Origin of the sequence: Streptomyces similanensis (genome assembly GCF_039543625.1) — a bacterium.
In the GTDB taxonomy this organism is placed as follows: domain Bacteria; phylum Actinomycetota; class Actinomycetes; order Streptomycetales; family Streptomycetaceae; genus Streptomyces; species Streptomyces similanensis.
In genome coordinates this window covers 36540-54201 of record NZ_BAABKC010000085.1, presented here as the reverse complement: position 1 = coordinate 54201, position 17662 = coordinate 36540, and the positions used below count along the sequence as shown (strand labels likewise).

Below are 17662 nucleotides of genomic sequence, written 5' to 3'. Positions count from 1 at the left end.
GAAGAACCCCCTGAGGCGGTGGATGGGGGCGTTGTCGGTGCTCGTTTCGTGCATGGTGGTGCTCCGGTGGTCGTGTGGGGTCGGGCTTCGTCACGTCCGTTGCATCCGTCCCGTGGCTGGTCAGGACAGGTACGGAGGCGGTCGCAGGTACGGAGTGATCCGTATCGGCGAGGAACTCCGTCCCCGCGCTGACCTGCGCGGGGACGGATGCGACGGATTGATACGGAGCTGGTGTCAGCGAGTGGGCCTGGGGCCGGCAGACCCGCCGGGCGGGCCGATGGGCAGCGCCCCGGACGGAGGGGCGGGCGGCTTGCCTGGGACTCGACGTACGGGCGCGGTCTTCTCTGCTGCGGGTGCCGGCTGGGCAGGGTCGGGGCAGTAGCGGGCCCAGGCGTCGAGGAACTGGTTGCGGGCGTACGCCTTGGCCTGCCTGCCGTTCTCGAAGCGGTGGTTGGCCGGGCTGATGCCGAAGTCGCGCAGCAGGTTGGCCAGGTGGTAGGCGTTCAGGCCCTTGGTGCCGTACTCGGCCCAGGGCGCCTCGGCGTCCTGGATGAGGGCAGCGAGCAGGTCGTGGCTGCGCAGCGCCTCCGTGTCGCCCTGGTGCTCGAAGACTCGGCGGATGTCCCGGAGCAACCGGGTCTTCAGCGTCGTCTGCTCGTCCTGGACCACCTCGTTCCGGGTCATCGCGAGGCAGGCGGCACGGGCCCGCACGGGCCAGTGCCCGCTGGCCAGGTCGGCGACGATCACCAGCGGCTCCCACGTATCGGCGGCGCGGTCCTCGACCGGCATCGGTGGCACCAGGCGGTGCGCTGTCCCGCGTAGTGGGGTCAGCCATGCGGCCAGCCTGTCGCGCAGCGCGTTCAGTTCCGGGACGGAGTGCCGGGAGCGGAAGGGAGCGACCTTCTCACCGGGCTTGCGCTTCTGCATGCGGAGCACGACGGCGCGGTCCATGATCGTGTCCGGCAGGTCGCCGATGCCCGCCAGCGCGGCCATGGCGAAGGTCGGGAACGCGGTCGGCTTGTGCTCCGGGCCGGAGATCCGCCAGGCGGGGCGGTTGCGCTGGTGTCCGGCGTTCAGCAGGCCGCGCAGGTCCTCCTTGTCGCCCGCCTTCGGGCCGAAGATGGTGTCGGCCTCGTCCACCAGGAGCGTCGGCGGGTCCTCGCCGATGATCCGGAAGACCACCGCCGGCGAAGTGTTCACCGTCATCATCGGCCTGGACACGGTCTCGTGGAGCACGTCCAGGACACGGGACTTTCCGCAGCCCTTGGTCGGCCCCACCACCGCCAGCCGTGGCGCGTGCTGCAGCGCGGGCTGTATGTGGGAGGCCGCCACCCACAGCGTGACCGCCGTCAGGGTCTCGTCGCTCGGCAGCACCACGTACCGGCCGATAGCCGCGCGCAGGTCGTCCAACAGCGCGGCTCCCTCGTCAGTCGTCCCGCCGCTCGCACCGGCGCGGTCCCCGGTCCCCGAACCTCCGTCGGGGGCCACGGTCCCCGCAGATACGTGGGGACCGTGGCCCTCACCATCGGCTCGGGGCGCGCCGCGCCCGTCCGGGATTCGGGGACTGGGTTCGGGGACCGGCGGACCGGAAGTCTCCACCCGGTACCCGGCTTCCGCTCCGGCGGGACCGGTCCCCAAGGCGCTGACCTGAGCATGTTCCGTGCTGGGGGAGACTCGGTCCCCGACCGGAACACCCATCGAAGCAGGGGACCTCGACTCCGTTCGGTCCCCGCTTCGGTCCCCACTGCGCCAGGGGATGCCCTGGCCGGGGACCGCGGGGGTGGGCCAGACAACCTCGGATGTGTTCGAGGTGGCGGGGGACGTAGAGTCCTCCATCGGCGTTCCTCTCAGGTGAGGGACGGGACGGGCAAGGTCCCGCCTCTCACCGGTTCGTTCGTTCAGGGATGGGCGGCGTGCAGGGGAATCTCCGGCCCTCGGCGTTGGCGCGCCGGGGGCCGTTGCTTTGTCCGGGCCTGTCGGTGGCTCACGAGGCCAGGCCCCATTCCTCCTGGCCGTCGATCAGGGTGCGCTCGTAGCGCAGCAGCTCGGCCTCGGGGTACAGCACCCTCTTGCCGACCTTGATGCCGCGCGGCCCCTTCCCGATGTGGCGCCAGTAGCGGACGGTGCTCTCGGCTGTGCGGTAGCGCTCGGCGACCTCGGCGGTGGTCAGGTATCGCATGCATTCCCATTCGGCTAGATGGCGATTCGATCTGCATAGAGTTGTACCCCGCGATCGCCGGTTAACCAAATCGGGAAGCTCATGTTTCAATTGGGATAGCGACGGTGATGATGGAGGTTCGATGGCAGGCGACAGGCCCGAGGGCGGCGAGGTGCCGCTGCTCTACAGCGAGGGGAATGTGGCCGCGCGTGTGGCCCTGGAGCGCGAGGTCAGAGGGTGGAGCACGACCGAGCTGGCGGAGCGGGTGACCAGAGCCGGCGTCAAGATGAACCAGACAGCCGTCTGGCGCATCGAGAATGGCACCCCCCGCCGGCGCATCAACCTCGACGAGGCTCTCGCCTTCACCCGCGTCTTCGAACTCCCCCTCGAAGAGCTCATGTCACCGCCCCTGGAAGGGCTCGACATCGACAGCCGGCGCCTCGTCCAAGAAGCCGTCGAAGCGTTCTACGAGACCCGCGACGCACGAGACCGGCTTCATCGCGCCGTGGTCGCCATCGCCGACCACATCAAGGCCCATCCCGACAGCTCGCGGGCCATCCACGAGCAGTGCCTCCGCCTCATGGGCGACGAGCGAGACGCTCGCACCCTCACCAGCGACATCGAGGACAGCGGCCACTACTGACAACCGAAACGAAGGAGAGGCCACTTGGCCAACATCCAGAAGCGCCCCAACGGCAAATGGCGGGCCCGCTACCGCGATCTCGACGGCAAGGAGCACGCCCGCCACTTCGACCGCAAGATCGACGCCCAGCGTTGGATCGACGAGGTCACGGCCAGCCTGGTCACCGGCCAGTACGTCGACCCGCGATCGGCAAAGAAGCCCTTCAAGGAGTACGCGGAGGAATGGCGGGCCATCCAGCCGCACCGGCCTTCCACGGCCAAGGCGGTGGCCCAGCACCTGCGCTGTTACGTCTACCCGGCCTGGGAGAAGCGGGCGCTCGGCGCGATCAAGCCCGGCGACGTACAGAGCTGGGTCACCAGCCTGACCACCACGCACGGGTTGGCAGCCAGCACCTCACGGACGGTCTTCAACACGGTCAACGCCGTGTTCCGGGCGGCCGTTCGTGACCGGATGATCCCCCATAACCCCTGCGCCGAGGCGAAACTGCCTTCGGTGCCCCGGAAGAAGGTCGTGCCGCTGGCCGTCGAACAGGTACGGACACTGTCCGAGGAGATACCCACCCGCTACAAGGGCCTCGTGCTGCTCGGCGCCGCCACCGGGCTCCGCCCCGGCGAGCTCTTCGGCCTCCAGCTCCGGCACGTGGACCTGCTGCACGCGACCGTCTCGGTCGAGCAGCAGATCCAGCAGACCGCCAAGCACGGCGTGTACGTCTGCCCGCCCAAGACCGCTCGCTCGCACCGCATCGTCCCGCTCCCCCGCATGGCGGTGGATGCGATGAAGGCCCACCTGCGGGACTTCCCCGCCGATGGGCCCGAGGGCTGGATCTTCACGGCGCCGCAAGGCGGACCCGTGGTCTACACGCACTTCATGGACGGATCCTGGCGGCCCGCCTGCGCGAAGGCCGGCATAGCGAAGGGCACCGGACCCCACGCCCTCCGGCACCACTACGCCAGCCTACTGATCAAGCACGGCGAGTCCGTGAAGACGGTCTCCGAGCGCCTCGGCCACACCAACGCGGCCATGACGCTGAACATCTACACCCACCTGTGGCCCGACTCCGAGGAGCGGACCCGCGCCGCCGTCGACAAGGCGTACGCGGACCAGTCCGCCGACGCCCAGCCACAGGTCGACGAAGCGGCGTAGCCGCTCCCCCGCGTGCCGGACTCATCCAGCACGCTGCGGACTCTGTGCGGACCGCACAGGCCGCCCAACCCGCTCCGGCGCAGGTCAGACGGCCTCTCGCCGAACGTATTAGACGTTGAACCGGAACTCCACCACGTCCCCGTCCTGCATGACGTAGTCCTTGCCCTCCATGCGGGCCTTGCCCTTGGATCGGGCCTCGGCCACTGAGCCGGTTGCCACGAGGTCGGCGAAGGAGATGACTTCCGCCTTGATGAAGCCCTTCTGGAAGTCGGTGTGGATCACACCGGCCGCCTCGGGGGCGGTGGCGCCCTTCTTGATGGTCCAGGCGCGGGATTCCTTGGGGCCGGCCGTCAGGTAGGTCTGCAGGCCCAGGGTGTCGAAGCCGACGCGGGCGAGGGTCGCCAGGCCGGGTTCCTCCGCGCCCACCGACTCCAGCAGCTCCATCGCGTCCTCCTCGTCCAGCTCGGCGAGGTCCGCCTCCAGCTTGGCGTTGAGGAAGATCGCCTCGGCGGGGGCGACCAGGGCGCGCTGCTCGTTCTTGAAGTCCTCGTCGGTCAGCTCGTCCTCGTCGACGTTGAAGACGTAGAGGAAGGGCTTGGTGGTGAGCAGGTGGAGGTCGTGCAGCAGCTCCGCGCGCTCGGTGCCCTGGAGGATGCCCTGGGAGAAGAGCGTGTCGCCCTTCTCCAGGATCGCCTGGGCCTCCTCGACCGCCTTGACCTTGAGAGCCACGTCCTTCTTGATCCGCGACTCCTTCTGGAGCCGGGGCAGGACCTTCTCGATGGTCTGGAGGTCGGCGAGGATCAGCTCGGTGTTGATCGTCTCGATGTCGTCCTTGGGCGAGACCTTGCCGTCGACGTGCACGACGTTCTCGTCCTTGAAGGCGCGGATGACCTGGCAGATCGCGTCCGACTCGCGGATGTTCGCGAGGAACTTGTTGCCCAGGCCCTCGCCCTCGCTGGCGCCGCGCACGATGCCGGCGATGTCGACGAAGTCGACCGTGGCCGGCAGGATCCGCTCCGACTTGAAGATCGAGGCGAGCTGGGCGAGGCGACCGTCCGGCACGCCCACGACACCGACGTTCGGCTCGATCGTGGCGAACGGGTAGTTGGCCGCGAGCACGTCGTTCTTGGTCAGGGCGTTGAACAGGGTCGACTTGCCGACGTTCGGCAGACCGACGATTCCGATCGTGAGCGACACGTTGCGACTTCCCGTACGTGAGGAGACTGGCGGCCAAGGCGGCCGATCCACCAGTCTACGGCGTGCGCCGCCCCGCCTCGGCGACGGTTCGAACGCATGGCCGCGCCACGCCGAGCGGCATGTCAAACGGCCTATTCAGCACATAAACAGACCTAGGTTGGTCCAGTGGAGCAACACAGGACGCGACACCAGCAGCACGGACCGCGACGCGGCAGGCCGCCCGCGCCCGGCCAGGGCATACAGCAGCCGGCACGGCCGCCGGCCCGCCCCCGCCCCCGGCCGGCCGCGGGAGGAGCGCGCGGCCCCGGCGGGTCCTCGGTACGCCGGCCGGGCTCCGCCGCGCCCCCCGCCTCCGCTCCGGCCGGTCTCGTACGGCGGCTGCGGCGGCTGCCCGACCCGCGGCTGACCGGGCTCGGCGGCGGGCTGTTCTGCGGCGCGCTGATGCTCGCGCTGGGCTGCCTCGACGCGCTGCTGCTGGACGGTTCGCCGACCGGGTACGGCGTGCTGTTCCTGCCGGTGTGCGCGCTGACCGCCCTGTGGGTGCGCGGGGGCGACGTGCTGGCCGCGCCCGTCGTCGTGCCGATCGGGTTCACCGTGGGGCTGCTGCCCGTGGCCGACGGCGCCGGCGGCGTCCTGGGCACCGTGACGGGCCTGGTGACCGCCCTCGCCACCCAGGCGCTGTGGCTGTACGCCGGGACGCTGGTCGCGACCGCCGTGGCGCTGGTACGGCGCGCGGCCCTCGCGGTCGCGGTCACCCGGCCGGCGGTGCGCAGCCGCCGGCCGGGGTGAGACCCCAGCTGGGGTGAGGCCACCGGCCGGAGTGAGGCCACCGGCCGGAGTGAGGCCGCCGGCCGGGGCGAGACCCCCAGCCGAGGCGAGGCCGCCGACCGGGGAGAGACCCCAGCCGGCGTTAGCCCGCCGGCCAAGGCAAGACCGCCGGCCAAGGCGAGCCCGCCGGCCGGGGTGAGGGCGCTCTCATCGGCGCGCCCGACAAAGACGCCGCCGGTCAGGCGCCCTGTGCCGCCCGCATCGCCGCGCCCACGATGCCCGCGTTGTTCTGGAGCTGGGCGGGGACGATCTCCGCCCGCACCCCCTCGATGAGGGGCAGGAACTTGTGGGACTTGCGGCTGACGCCGCCGCCGATGACGAACAGCTCGGGCGAGAACAGCATCTCGACGTGGGCCAGGTACTTCTGGACCCGGCGCGCCCACTGCTCCCAGGACAGGTCGCGGTCGTCCTTGACCTTGCTGGAGGCGCGCTTCTCCGCCTCGTGGCCGTCCAGCTCCAGATGGCCCAGCTCGGTGTTGGGCACCAGCGCGCCGTCGATGAACACCGCGCTGCCGATGCCGGTGCCGAAGGTCAGCAGGATCACCGTGCCCTTGCGGCCCTTCCCGGCGCCGAACTGCATCTCGGCGACGCCCGCCGCGTCCGCGTCGTTGACCACCGTCACCGGCAGGCCGCCGAGCCGCTCGCCGAACAACGCGCGCGCGTCGGTGTCGATCCAGCTGCTGTCCACGTTGGCCGCCGTACGGATCGTGGCGCCGCCGGTGACCACGCCCGGGAACGTCAGCCCGACCGGTCCCGTCCAGCCGAAGTGGTCGACGACCTGCTTGACGCCGTCGGCCACCCCGTCGGGCGTCGCCGGGTGCGGGGTGAGCACTTTGCACCGCTCCTGGGCCAGGTCGCCCCGGTCCAGGTCCACCGGGGCGCCCTTGATCCCCGAACCGCCGATGTCCACACCGAAGATCTGCATGGCTCCACGTTACGGGGTGGCACTGACCGTCACGCCGTGGGCGGGGGCGGTCGTTCTCCTCTGAGAGGCTCAGGCTTCCGGCGTGCCCGATCCGCCGCGCTCGGCGGCCAGCGTGGACGCCTCCTCGCGCAGGTCGCGGCGGAGCTCCTTCGGCAGCGAGAAGATGATGGACTCCTCGGCCGCCTTGACGATCTCCACGTCCTCGAAGCCGCGCCCCGCGAGCCATTCGAGCACCTGCTCGACCAGCACCTCCGGCACCGACGCGCCCGAGGTCACGCCGACCGTGCCGACGCCCTCCAGCCAGGCCTCGTCGATCTCGTCGGCGAAGTCCACGAGGTAGGCCTGGGCCGCGCCCGCGAGCTTGGCGACCTCCACCAGCCGCTTGGAGTTCGAGGAGTTGCGGGAGCCGACCACGATGACCAGGTCGGCGTCGGCGCCCATCTGCTTGACGGCGAGCTGGCGGTTCTGCGTGGCGTAGCAGATGTCGTCGCTGGGCGGCGAGATCAGCTGCGGGAACTTCTCCTGCAGGGCGTCGACCGTCTCCATGGTCTCGTCCACCGAGAGCGTGGTCTGCGAGAGCCACACCACCCGCGACGGGTCGCGCACCTCGACCTTCGCCACGTCCCCGGGGCCGTCGACCAGCTGGATGTGCTCGGGGGCCTCGCCGGAGGTGCCGATGACCTCCTCGTGGCCCTCGTGCCCGATCAGGAGGATGTCGTAGTCCTCCTTGGCGAACCGGACGGCCTCCTTGTGCACCTTGGTGACCAGCGGGCAGGTGGCGTCGATGGTGGCGAGCCGGCCGCGTGCGGCCTCCTCGTGCACGACGGGCGCGACGCCGTGCGCCGAGAACATCACGATGTTGCCCGGCGGCACCTCCTCCGTCCGCTCGACGAAGACGGCGCCCTTCTTCTCCAGGGTCTGCACCACGTACTTGTTGTGCACGATCTCGTGCCGGACGTACACCGGAGCCCCGTACTGCTCCAGGGCTTTCTCCACGGCGATCACGGCGCGGTCCACACCCGCGCAGTAGCCCCGGGGGGCGGCGAGCAGGACACGGCGGCCAGACGTAGCGGTCATGGCCCCATCGTAAAGGTGCGCCGGGCGGCCCGGAGATCGCGCGGCCCCGTCCGGCGCCGCCGCCGTTGTCGGCGCCGGCCGCTACCCTCGCGGGCATGGCCATCTCCACGTCCCCCGAAGCTCCCCTGCCCGTCGGCGAGGTCTCCCGGCTCATCGGCGGCTGGATCGACCGGCTCGGCGCGGTCTGGGTCGAGGGCCAGATCACGCAGCTGTCGCGGCGGCCCGGCGCGGGCGTGGTGTTCCTGACGCTGCGCGACCCGTCGTACAACATCTCGGTCGGCGTGACCTGCTACCGCGAGGTGTTCGACGCGGTCGCCGACGTCGTCGGCGAGGGCGCCCGCGTCCTGGTGCACGCCAAACCGGAGTGGTACGCCCCGCGCGGGCAGCTGTCCCTGCGCGCGGCCGAGATAAGGCCGGTGGGCGTCGGGGAGCTGCTGGCCCGTCTTGAGCAGCTGAAGAAGAACCTCGCCGCCGAGGGCCTGTTCGCGCCCGAGCGCAAGAAGGCGCTGCCCTTCCTGCCGCAGCTGATCGGCCTGGTGTGCGGACGCGCCTCCGCCGCGGAGCGCGACGTGCTGGAGAACGCCCGGCACCGCTGGCCCGCCGTCCGCTTCGAGGTGCGCAACGTCGCCGTGCAGGGCGTGCACGCCGTCACACAGGTCGTGCAGGCGGTCAAGGAGCTGGACGAGAGCGCGGACGTGGACGTGATCGTGGTGGCGCGCGGCGGCGGCAGCGTGGAGGACCTGCTGCCGTTCTCCGACGAGCAGCTGGTCCGCACGGTCGCCGCGTGCCGTACGCCCGTGGTCTCCGCGATCGGCCACGAGCCGGACACGCCGCTGCTGGACTACGTCGCCGACCTGCGCGCCTCCACCCCGACCGACGCCGCGAAGAAGGTCGTCCCGGACGTCGGCGAGGAGTACGAGCGGGTCCGGCAGCTGCGCGACCGTGCGCGGCGGTGCGCGCGGGCGCACGTGGAGCGGGAGGAGCGCGGGCTCGCCCACGCGCTGGCGCGGCCCTGCATGGAGGACCCGCACCGCATGATCGACGAGCGGGCGGACCATGTCGCCGCGCTGCTCGACCGGGGCCGGCGCACCGTGCGGCACCTGCTGGACCGCGCCGACTCCGAGCTGGCGCACACGCACGCGCGCGTGGTGGCCCTCTCCCCGGCGGCGACCCTGCGGCGCGGATACGCCGTCCTGCAGCGGGCGGACGGCCATGTGGTCCGCGATCCGGCCGAGGTGGCGGCGGACGAGGCGCTGCGGGCCCGGGTCGCCGAGGGCGAGTTCACGGTTCGAGTCGACGTTTAGGGTGGGCGGATGACCAGCGAGGCAGTACCGGCACAGGAGACGCTCGGCTACGAGCAGGCGCGCGACGAACTGATCGAGGTCGTACGGCGCCTGGAGGCGGGCGGGACCAGCCTGGAGGAGTCCCTGGCGCTGTGGGAGCGGGGCGAGGAGCTGGCCAAGGTGTGCCGTCGGTGGCTGGAGGGCGCGCGCGCCCGCCTGGACGCGGCGCTGGCCGAGGAGGCCGCCCAGGACGAGGACGGCGAGGACTGACCGGGCCGGAGGCCCTGTGAGACCCCGGTGCCCTGCCGGGGGCGCGTCCGGTGACGCCGGTGCCCTGCCTGGGGCGCGTCCGGTGACGACGGTGCGCGGCCGGGGGCGCACCGCGGCCGGTCTTCGGCGTCACGTCGTCAGGACGTCTTCTTCAGCTCCAGCGCCCGCGCCATCGTCGTGAGCCCGTCGAAGCCCGCGGTGCCCGCGACCACCGTCGTCGCCCCCTTGCCGTCCTCGTGGACGAGGGCGTCGTAGCGGCCGCCGGTCCAGCGCGTCCAGGTGCGGCCGTCGATCCGCTGGGTCATCTTGGTGGCGTGGCCGCCCTGGCTGGCGTCGTCGATGAAGGCCGCCCGCTTCTGCGTGGACTGCTCGACCGCCACGTACTGGCCGTCGGGGTCCTGGAAGCCCAGGTGCCAGAAGTCTCCCTGGTCGGCGCGGTAGCGCACCGAGGTGGCCTTCCAGCCCGCGGGGAGTCCTTCGGGCGCGGCCACCGGGTAGGACGCGGCGCGGCGTGCCGTGATCAGTTCCACGCTGTAGTCGACCGGACGGATGTCGGGGGCGTGATCGTCGTGCGGGACGAAGACGTAGATGACCGCCGCCGCCATCACCGTCACGCCCAGGGAGGCGATGGTGCCCCGGACTGTCTTCTGCTTGCGGTTCGAACCTGCCACGCCCCCTATCGTCGCAGGTGCCCGGTCCGCTCATCCGTGGGGTCCCCTGCTCATTTTGTCTGCCCGGCGATAGAGTCGGGTGTTGAACCCTCATCCGGCCGTCGTCGTATCAGAAAGGTGCGCTCCGATGACCGAACATCATCACTTGCCGTCCGAGCTTGAAGTTCCCGAAGAGGCTCCCGACCGCAACATCGCCCTGGAACTCGTCCGGGTGACCGAGGCCGCGGCCATGGCGGCCGGCCGCTGGGTCGGGCGCGGTGACAAGAACGGCGCCGACGGCGCCGCCGTCCGTGCCATGCGGACCCTCGTCTCCACCGTCTCGATGAACGGCGTCGTCGTCATCGGCGAGGGCGAGAAGGACGAAGCCCCGATGCTCTTCAACGGGGAGCGCGTGGGCGACGGGACCGGGCCCGAGGTCGACATCGCCGTCGACCCGATCGACGGCACCACCCTGACCGCCAAGGGCATGCCGAACGCGATCGCGGTCCTGGCGGCCACCGAGCGCGGCGCGATGTTCGACCCGTCCGCCGTGTTCTACATGGACAAGCTGGTCACCGGGCCGGAGGCGGCGGACTTCGTCGACATCGACGCGCCGGTGTCCGTGAACATCCGGCGGGTGGCCAAGGCCAAGCGGGCCACGCCCGAGGACGTCACCGTCGTCATCCTGGACCGGCCCCGGCACGACGGCGTCATCAAGGAGATCCGGGAGACCGGCGCCCGGATCAAGCTGATCTCCGACGGTGACGTGGCCGGCTCGATCCTGGCGCTGCGCGACGGCACCGGCGTCGACATGCTGCTGGGCATCGGCGGCACCCCCGAGGGCATCATCTCGGCCTGCGCGGTGAAGTGCCTGGGCGGCACCATCCAGGGCAAGCTGTGGCCCAAGGACGACGAGGAGCGGCAGCGGGCGATCGACGCCGGGCACGACCTCGACCGCGTGCTGACCACGGACGACCTGGTCTCCGGCGAGAACGTCTTCTTCGTCGCCACCGGCATCACCGACGGCGAGCTGCTGCGCGGAGTGCGCTACCGCTCGGAGACGGCGATCACCGACTCGATCGTCATGCGCTCCAAGTCCGGCACGGTCCGCCGGATCGACTCCGAGCACCGGCTGAGCAAGCTGCGGGCGTACAGCGCGGTCGACTTCGACCGGGCGAAGTAGCCGGGCCGGCCCCGAGGGGCCGGCGGACCACGGTCGGGTACGGCGAGGGGGCGCGCCCCGGTGCGGAGGGGGCGCCCCAGTCGCCGACAACGGCCGGGACACGGGCGGTCCCCGCTAATGCTGCGACCGGAAAGGTTCACCGGCTCGCGCCGCCCCTGGCAGCCGGCAACCGGCCTGACAGCCGGACACCGACTCGGCAGCCGGACACCGACCTGGCTGCCCGGGCGACACCCCTGCGGCTCGGCGGCGCGCCGACCGCCCGGTGACGCACCGACCGCCCGGCGGAACCCCGGGCCGCCCGGCGGCAACCCCGGCCGCCCGGTGGCGCGCCTGCCGCCCGGCGGCGCCCCGGCGGCCCGCCCCGCGCCGGGCCGCCCGGCGGAGACCCGTCAGCCCGCCTGCGCTATCCGCCCCGTCGTCCGTGCCGTCTTCTTCAGTTCCATGTCGCGGCGCCGGCGGCGGGCCAGGACGACGCGGCGCTCGGCGGCGGTCAGGCCGCCCCAGACGCCGTACGGCTCGGGCTGGAGCAGCGCGTGCTCGCGGCACTCGACCATCACCGGACACTGCGCGCAGACCCGCTTGGCCGCCTCCTCCCGGGAGAGCCGGGCGGCGGTGGGCTCTTTCGAGGGTGCGAAGAACAGGCCGGCCTCGTCACGCCGGCACACCGCCTCGGTGTGCCATGGTGCGTCTTGGTCCCTGTCCCGCACTGGCACCCGCTGGGCCGGGACGGCAGCGACCTGCAGGGACGAATGCGGCGGTTGCAGCACGGTCTTCTCCTGACGACGGCTTCGCGAGCTCAAGGGTGGCCGTGAGTCCCACGGGACCCTCCGAGAGACGATGCAGCAAGGCCTACCCGCTGTACGCGCGCCTATGCACTGAGTCGTGAACCGCCCAGTCGCTCAGAGATGCTTGCGCAGCCGCTTGTCCACCTTGCGCTGCACCCGGTCCAGGATGTCCGCGACGAGTTTGCCGCGCTTGGGGCGCGCCTCCACGTTCCCGAGGACCGCCCAGCCGTCGACGTAGACCACGGGCGCCTGCGGGTCGGGCGAATCCAGCGCCTCCACCTCGAAGTTGCCGAGGACGCCGCCGCCGGTGCCGCGCAGCGACACGTTCTCCGGGACGCGGATCTGGACGTCGCCGAAGACGGAGACGGCCTTGATGACGACCTGCTGGTACTCGAATATCGCCTCGCTGAGGTCGATCTCCACGCTGCCGAAGACCGAGAAGGCGTGCAGTCGGCGCCCGGCGCGCCAGCGGCCCTTGCGGACGGCGGCGCTGAACACCGCCACCACGTTGTCGTCGGCCTGCGCGGGTATCTCGCCGCCGTCCGGCCGGTGCGGCGCGGCGGTGTACGCGGGGGCGGCGCGGTCCTGGTGGGCGGCGGGCAGGTCCTGGATGAAGACCTCCAGTTCGCCGACCGTCTTGGCGCTCAGCACCCCCTCCACGCGCTCGGCGTGCTCGTCGGCGGTCAGCCGGCCCTCGGCGAGGGCGTCGCGCAGGAGGTCGGCGATGCGGTCGCGGTCGGCGTCCGAGGCGCGCAGCCCGGCGGCCCGGGCGGCGCTGTCCGCCACGGTCGGCGCGGGCTGCCGGCGCGGTTCGGTCTGCTGCTTCTGAAGGTCCACGGCAGCAGCGTACCGAAACGCGATAGATCGCGACTACCCCCTGTCGCCACCCGGTGGAAAACCGTCGCCGCGCTCCCCCGCCGCGCCGGGCGCGCGGCAGTGAGCCCGACCTCACAAGTCCGCCGCCATGGGCAGGTCCTACGCTGGTCGGTGCCCGCCGACATCAGGCGGGCAGCCGTCTGCCGAGTGAGGAATGGGCGAAGATGCCTGAGTTCGCGTACACCGATCTGCTCCCCCAGGGTGAGGACACCACCCCGTACCGGCTGGTGACGTCCGAGGGCGTCGCCACCGTCGAGGGGCCCGACGGGCGTACGTTCCTCAAGGTCGAGCCCCAGGCGCTGCGCAGGCTCGCCGAGGAGGCGATCCACGACATCCAGCACTACCTGCGCCCGGCCCACCTCGCCCAGCTGCGCCGCATCATCGACGACCCGGAGGCCAGCTCCAACGACAAGTTCGTGGCCCTGGACCTGCTGAAGAACGCCAACATCGCCGCGGCCGGCGTGCTGCCCATGTGCCAGGACACCGGCACGGCGATCGTCATGGGCAAGCGCGGGCAGAACGTGCTGACCGAGGGCCAGGACGAGAAGGCCCTCTCGCACGGCATCTTCGACGCGTACACCAAGCTCAACCTGCGCTACTCCCAGATGGCCCCGCTGACCATGTGGGAGGAGAAGAACACCGGCTCCAACCTGCCGGCGCAGATCGAGCTGTACGCCGCCGACGGCGGCGCCTACAAGTTCCTGTTCATGGCGAAGGGCGGCGGCAGCGCCAACAAGTCGTTCCTGTACCAGGAGACCAAGGCCGTCCTGAACGAGTCCTCCATGATGAAGTTCCTGGAGGAGAAGATCCGTTCGCTGGGAACGGCCGCCTGCCCGCCGTACCACCTGGCGATCGTGGTCGGCGGCACCTCCGCCGAGTACGCGCTGAAGACCGCCAAGTACGCCTCCGCGCACTACCTGGACAACGCGCCCACCGAGGGCTCGCCGCTCGGCCACGGCTTCCGGGACGAGGAGCTGGAGGAGAAGGTCTTCGAGCTGACCCAGAGGATCGGCATCGGCGCCCAGTTCGGCGGCAAGTACTTCTGCCACGACGTCCGGGTGATCCGGCTGCCCCGGCACGGCGCGTCCTGCCCGGTCGCCATCGCCGTCTCCTGCTCGGCCGACCGCCAGGCGGTCGCCAAGATCACCGCCGAGGGCGTGTTCCTGGAGCAGCTGGAGACCGACCCGGCGCGCTTCCTGCCGGAGACGACCGACGCGCACCTGGACGAGTCCGGCGACGTCGTGAGGATCGACCTGAACCAGCCCATGGACGACGTCCTCGCCGAGCTGGCCAAGTACCCGGTCAAGACCCGGCTTTCGCTGACCGGCCCGCTGGTCGTGGCCCGCGACATCGCGCACGCCAAGATCAAGGAGCGGCTGGACGCGGGCGAGGGCATGCCCCAGTACCTCAAGGACCACCCGGTCTACTACGCCGGCCCGGCCAAGACCCCCGAGGGCTACGCCTCCGGTTCCTTCGGCCCGACCACGGCCGGCCGCATGGACTCCTACGTGGCACAGTTCCAGGCGGCGGGCGGCTCCAAGGTGATGCTGGCCAAGGGCAACCGCAGCAAGCAGGTCACCGACGCCTGCCACGCGCACGGCGGCTTCTACCTCGGCTCCATCGGCGGCCCGGCGGCGCGCCTGGCCCAGGACTGCATCAAGAAGGTCGAGGTCCTGGAGTACGAGGAGCTGGGCATGGAGGCTGTCTGGAAGATCGAGGTGGAGGACTTCCCGGCCTTCATCGTGGTCGACGACAAGGGCAACGACTTCTTCCAGGACCCGGCCCCGCAGCCGACGTTCACCAGCATCCCGGTGCGCGGCCCCGGCCTGGCCTGACCCGCGCCCGCGCGCCCCGCGCGTCCGCACGCCCACTGAGCCCCCGGACCACCGGGGGCTCCGCCCGTTCGGCCCAGCGCCGGAACATTCGGGTCCGCTCACACGCTGTACCGGGTATGACCGAATACCGTATCGAGCACGACTCCATGGGCGAGGTCGAGGTGCCCGCCGACGCCAAGTGGCGCGCGCAGACGCAGCGCGCCGTGGCGAACTTCCCCGTCTCCGGGCAGCGCATCGAGCGCGCCCACATCGAGGCGCTGGCCCGGATCAAGGGCGCCGCCGCGAGGGTCAACGCCGAACTCGGCGTACTGGACGAGGACGTCGCCGGGGCGATCCGGTCGGCCGCGGACGAGGTCGCCGAGGGCACGTGGGACGCGCACTTCCCCGTGGACGTGTTCCAGACCGGCTCGGGCACGTCGTCCAACATGAACGCCAACGAGGTCATCGCCACCCTCGCGAGCGAGCGGCTGGGACGCGACGTGCACCCCAACGACCACGTCAACGCCTCCCAGTCCTCCAACGACGTCTTCCCGTCCTCGATCCACATCGCCGCCACCGCCGCCGTCACCCACGACCTGATCCCCGCCCTGGACCACCTGGCCGACGCCCTCGCCCGCAAGGCCGAGGAGTTCGCAGACGTGGTGAAGTCCGGGCGCACCCACCTGATGGACGCCACGCCCGTCACCCTGGGCCAGGAGTTCGGCGGGTACGCGGCGCAGGTGCGCTACGGCGTCGAGCGGCTCACCGCCTCCCTGCCGCGGCTGGCCGAACTGCCGCTGGGCGGCACCGCCGTGGGCACCGGCATCAACACCCCGCCCGGTTTCTCCGCCGCCGTCATCGAGGAGGTGGCCCGCACCACCGGGCTGCCGCTGACCGAGGCCCGCGACCACTTCGAGGCGCAGGGCGCCCGGGACGGCATCGTGGAGACCAGCGGGCAGCTGCGCACCATCGCCGTCGGGCTGACGAAGATCGCCAACGATCTGCGCTGGATGTCCTCGGGCCCGCGCACCGGGCTCGCCGAGATCTCTCTGCCCGACCTCCAGCCCGGCTCCTCGATCATGCCCGGCAAGGTCAACCCGGTGATCCCCGAGGCCGTGCTGATGGTCGCCGCGCAGGTCGTCGGCAACGACGCGACCGTGGCCACCGCGGGCGCCGCCGGCAACTTCGAGCTGAACGTGATGCTCCCGGTCATCGCCAAGAACGTCCTGGAGTCCATCCGGCTGCTCGCCAACGTCACCCGGCTGCTGGCCGACCGGACCGTCGACGGGATCGTCGCCCACCGCGAACGGGCCCGCGAGTACGCCGAGTCCTCCCCGTCCGTCGTCACCCCGCTGAACAAGTACATCGGGTACGAGCAGGCCGCGAAGGTCGCCAAGAAGGCGATCGCCGAGCAGAAGACGATCCGTCAGGTGGTCGAGGAGGAGGGCTACGTGGAGCGCGGCGACCTGACGGCCGAACAGCTCGACGAGGCCCTGGACGTCCTGCGGATGACGCGTCCGTGACCGATGTGTCCCGGGCGTGAACCATGACGCTCACCGCAGCGTCGTATGGCCATGACACCTAATATCTGTCCATGGCAGACGACGGAGCGGTGAGACGCGTGACGGCGGGCGGTGCGACGACGGGCCACTGGGCCCCGGGGACCCCGATCCTGTGGCGGTACCGGGAGAACGGCGGCGCCGGCTTCCACATCGCCCGGCCGGTGACCGTCGTGCGCGACGACGCGGACCTGCTGGCGGTGTGGATGGCGCCCGGCACCGAGTGCGTCAGACCGGTGCTCGCCGACGGCACTCCGGTGCACCTGGAACCGCTCGCCTCCCGCTACACCAAGCCGCGCGCCGTGCGGCGCGACCGCTGGTTCGGCACCGGTGTGCTGAAGCTGGCCCGGCCGGGCCAGCCGTGGTCGGTGTGGCTGTTCTGGGAGCCGGGCTGGCGGTTCAAGAACTGGTACGTGAACCTGGAGGAGCCCCTCGTCCGCTGGGCGGGCGGGGTGGACTCCGTGGACCACTTCCTGGACATCACCGTGCAGGAGGACCGCGGCTGGGACTGGCGCGACGAGGACGAGTTCGCCCAGGCGCAGCGCGACGGCCTGGTGGACGCGGCCCTGGCCGAGCGGGTACGGGCCGCCGGACGGGCCGCGGTGGAGGTGATCCGCGCGTGGGGACCGCCGTTCTGCGAGGACTGGCAGCACTGGCGCCCGGACCCCGCCTGGACGGTACCGTCGCTGCCGGAGGACTGGGACCGTACCCCCGCGCACGTGTCCTCATGAGACCCTTGATGCGCCCCCGGGCGGCAACCGTAGGATCGTCCTCCGCAAGGGCGCAGGGAGGCGCGGGGAGGCGCGGGGGCCGGAGCAACTCCCGGCGCACGTGCCGGGTCTGACCGAACGTCACCGAGGGGCGGCAGGACGTGAGCGAGGGGTACCAGGGCATGACCCGTGCGGGCCGCGAAGGACCCGCCGGTGGCACAGGAACAGCCTCTGACCACGCCGGAAATCCGCATCCGGGACAGGTATTCCGGGTATCGGGTCTTCGGCGGGACCAACTGCGCGCCCGGCGCGCAGCCCCGGACGGATGGATTCGACACGCGTGACGGAACAGCCGACCTCCTTCGAACGCCCCCAGCCGGGCGTCGACCCCGCGGACGCCCGCGGGGCGCTCCCGCGTACCCCGCAGCCGCCGCAGGCGTTACCGCTGCAGCCCTGCCCGGACGGCGCGCCCCGGTCCGCGGCCCCGGGCGCGGCGGGCGAGCCGGCGCGCGGCGCGGGGGCGAACGCGCCCCGCGGGGGCGAGGCGGGCTCCTCCGCCGG

General features: G+C 71.6%; 17 protein-coding genes and 1 pseudogene. 10 read left to right on the top strand and 8 right to left on the bottom strand.

Going from position 1 to position 17662, the window contains the following annotated elements:
• Positions 1-234: 234 nt before the first annotated feature.
• On the bottom strand, positions 235-1488 hold the full coding sequence (locus ABEB07_RS26790) for a DUF3631 domain-containing protein (protein ID WP_345670648.1): 1254 nt from the start codon (positions 1486-1488) through the stop codon (positions 235-237).
• 496 nt (positions 1489-1984) lie between these two features.
• On the bottom strand, positions 1985-2179 hold the full coding sequence (locus ABEB07_RS26785) for a helix-turn-helix transcriptional regulator (RefSeq protein WP_043406038.1): 195 nt from the start codon (positions 2177-2179) through the stop codon (positions 1985-1987).
• A 121-nt stretch (positions 2180-2300) separates the two neighbouring features.
• On the opposite strand from ABEB07_RS26785, the gene ABEB07_RS26780 reads away from it, so the two are divergent.
• The gene (locus tag ABEB07_RS26780; RefSeq protein WP_345670647.1) at positions 2301-2801 is read left to right on the top strand and encodes a helix-turn-helix transcriptional regulator; all 501 of its coding nucleotides are present in this window, start codon (positions 2301-2303) and stop codon (positions 2799-2801) included.
• A 24-nt stretch (positions 2802-2825) separates the two neighbouring features.
• Positions 2826-3944 carry a tyrosine-type recombinase/integrase gene (locus ABEB07_RS26775; protein ID WP_345670645.1) on the top strand — a complete coding sequence of 373 codons (1119 nt, stop codon included), beginning with the start codon at positions 2826-2828 and terminating at the stop codon, positions 3942-3944.
• 108 nt (positions 3945-4052) lie between these two features.
• On the opposite strand, the gene ychF is transcribed toward ABEB07_RS26775, so the two are convergent.
• Positions 4053-5141 carry a redox-regulated ATPase YchF gene (gene ychF / locus ABEB07_RS26770; RefSeq protein ID WP_345670644.1) on the bottom strand — a complete coding sequence of 363 codons (1089 nt, stop codon included), beginning with the start codon at positions 5139-5141 and terminating at the stop codon, positions 4053-4055.
• A gap of 165 nt (positions 5142-5306) precedes the next feature.
• On the opposite strand from ychF, the gene ABEB07_RS26765 reads away from it, so the two are divergent.
• Complete coding sequence (locus tag ABEB07_RS26765; protein ID WP_345670643.1) at positions 5307-5930, top strand: DUF6542 domain-containing protein; 624 nt, start codon at positions 5307-5309, stop codon at positions 5928-5930.
• A 217-nt stretch (positions 5931-6147) separates the two neighbouring features.
• Here the strand turns inward: ABEB07_RS26765 and ppgK are convergent, their stop codons facing one another.
• Together ppgK and ABEB07_RS26755 are read right to left on the bottom strand one after the other, a co-directional pair.
• Positions 6148-6894 carry a polyphosphate--glucose phosphotransferase gene (gene ppgK / locus ABEB07_RS26760; protein WP_345670642.1) on the bottom strand — a complete coding sequence of 249 codons (747 nt, stop codon included), beginning with the start codon at positions 6892-6894 and terminating at the stop codon, positions 6148-6150.
• A 69-nt stretch (positions 6895-6963) separates the two neighbouring features.
• Positions 6964-7971: a 4-hydroxy-3-methylbut-2-enyl diphosphate reductase gene (locus tag ABEB07_RS26755; protein WP_176150342.1), complete on the bottom strand. Its 1008-nt coding sequence runs from the start codon at positions 7969-7971 to the stop codon at positions 6964-6966.
• 95 nt (positions 7972-8066) lie between these two features.
• On the opposite strand from ABEB07_RS26755, the gene xseA reads away from it, so the two are divergent.
• Positions 8067-9275: an exodeoxyribonuclease VII large subunit gene (xseA, locus tag ABEB07_RS26750; protein ID WP_345670641.1), complete on the top strand. Its 1209-nt coding sequence runs from the start codon at positions 8067-8069 to the stop codon at positions 9273-9275.
• Between the two features lie 9 nt (positions 9276-9284).
• Positions 9285-9524: an exodeoxyribonuclease VII small subunit gene (locus ABEB07_RS26745; protein WP_345670640.1), complete on the top strand. Its 240-nt coding sequence runs from the start codon at positions 9285-9287 to the stop codon at positions 9522-9524.
• A gap of 137 nt (positions 9525-9661) precedes the next feature.
• Here the strand turns inward: ABEB07_RS26745 and ABEB07_RS26740 are convergent, their stop codons facing one another.
• Positions 9662-10195 carry a DUF4245 domain-containing protein gene (locus tag ABEB07_RS26740; RefSeq protein WP_345670639.1) on the bottom strand — a complete coding sequence of 178 codons (534 nt, stop codon included), beginning with the start codon at positions 10193-10195 and terminating at the stop codon, positions 9662-9664.
• Between the two features lie 127 nt (positions 10196-10322).
• On the opposite strand from ABEB07_RS26740, the gene glpX reads away from it, so the two are divergent.
• A complete protein-coding gene (gene glpX, locus ABEB07_RS26735) occupies positions 10323-11357 on the top strand; it encodes a class II fructose-bisphosphatase (protein ID WP_164587701.1) in 1035 nt (344 codons plus the stop codon).
• Positions 11358-11746: 389 nt separating this feature from the next.
• Here glpX and ABEB07_RS26730 read toward each other — a convergent pair whose 3' ends face one another.
• Together ABEB07_RS26730 and ABEB07_RS26725 are read right to left on the bottom strand one after the other, a co-directional pair.
• Positions 11747-12124 (bottom strand): WhiB family transcriptional regulator, encoded by a 378-nt coding sequence (locus tag ABEB07_RS26730; RefSeq protein ID WP_176150339.1) that lies wholly within the window; start codon positions 12122-12124, stop codon positions 11747-11749.
• A gap of 132 nt (positions 12125-12256) precedes the next feature.
• Positions 12257-12979 carry a DUF1707 SHOCT-like domain-containing protein gene (locus tag ABEB07_RS26725; protein ID WP_345670638.1) on the bottom strand — a complete coding sequence of 241 codons (723 nt, stop codon included), beginning with the start codon at positions 12977-12979 and terminating at the stop codon, positions 12257-12259.
• 203 nt (positions 12980-13182) lie between these two features.
• Here ABEB07_RS26725 and ABEB07_RS26720 point away from each other — a divergent pair, with 203 nt between their 5' ends.
• The 4 genes and pseudogenes from ABEB07_RS26720 to ABEB07_RS26705 form a co-directional block, all read left to right on the top strand.
• Entirely contained in the window at positions 13183-14853 is a 1671-nt protein-coding gene (locus ABEB07_RS26720) for a fumarate hydratase (protein WP_345670637.1), read from the top strand.
• Positions 14854-14969: 116 nt separating this feature from the next.
• Positions 14970-16355: a class II fumarate hydratase gene (locus tag ABEB07_RS26715; protein WP_345670636.1), complete on the top strand. Its 1386-nt coding sequence runs from the start codon at positions 14970-14972 to the stop codon at positions 16353-16355.
• A gap of 71 nt (positions 16356-16426) precedes the next feature.
• Positions 16427-17122, top strand: a complete 696-nt coding sequence (gene fomD, locus ABEB07_RS26710; protein WP_176150336.1) for a cytidylyl-2-hydroxypropylphosphonate hydrolase — start codon at positions 16427-16429, stop codon at positions 17120-17122.
• Between the two features lie 319 nt (positions 17123-17441).
• Positions 17442-17662, top strand: a pseudogene (locus tag ABEB07_RS26705) (serine/threonine protein phosphatase); the annotation flags it as partial.

Excerpts from the sequence above, each read along its gene's own strand:
- ppgK (WP_345670642.1), bottom strand. The coding sequence starts at position 6,894 with ATGCAGATCTTCGGTGTGGACATCGGCGGTTCGGGGATCAAGGGCGCC.
- ABEB07_RS26745 (WP_345670640.1), top strand. The coding sequence starts at position 9,285 with ATGACCAGCGAGGCAGTACCGGCACAGGAGACGCTCGGCTACGAGCAG.
- ABEB07_RS26715 (WP_345670636.1), top strand. The coding sequence starts at position 14,970 with ATGACCGAATACCGTATCGAGCACGACTCCATGGGCGAGGTCGAGGTG.
- glpX (WP_164587701.1), top strand. The coding sequence starts at position 10,323 with ATGACCGAACATCATCACTTGCCGTCCGAGCTTGAAGTTCCCGAAGAG.
- fomD (WP_176150336.1), top strand. The coding sequence starts at position 16,427 with ATGGCAGACGACGGAGCGGTGAGACGCGTGACGGCGGGCGGTGCGACG.
- ABEB07_RS26720 (WP_345670637.1), top strand. The coding sequence starts at position 13,183 with ATGCCTGAGTTCGCGTACACCGATCTGCTCCCCCAGGGTGAGGACACC.
- ABEB07_RS26780 (WP_345670647.1), top strand. The coding sequence starts at position 2,301 with ATGGCAGGCGACAGGCCCGAGGGCGGCGAGGTGCCGCTGCTCTACAGC.
- ABEB07_RS26785 (WP_043406038.1), bottom strand. The coding sequence starts at position 2,179 with ATGCGATACCTGACCACCGCCGAGGTCGCCGAGCGCTACCGCACAGCC.
- xseA (WP_345670641.1), top strand. The coding sequence starts at position 8,067 with ATGGCCATCTCCACGTCCCCCGAAGCTCCCCTGCCCGTCGGCGAGGTC.
- ABEB07_RS26755 (WP_176150342.1), bottom strand. The coding sequence starts at position 7,971 with ATGACCGCTACGTCTGGCCGCCGTGTCCTGCTCGCCGCCCCCCGGGGC.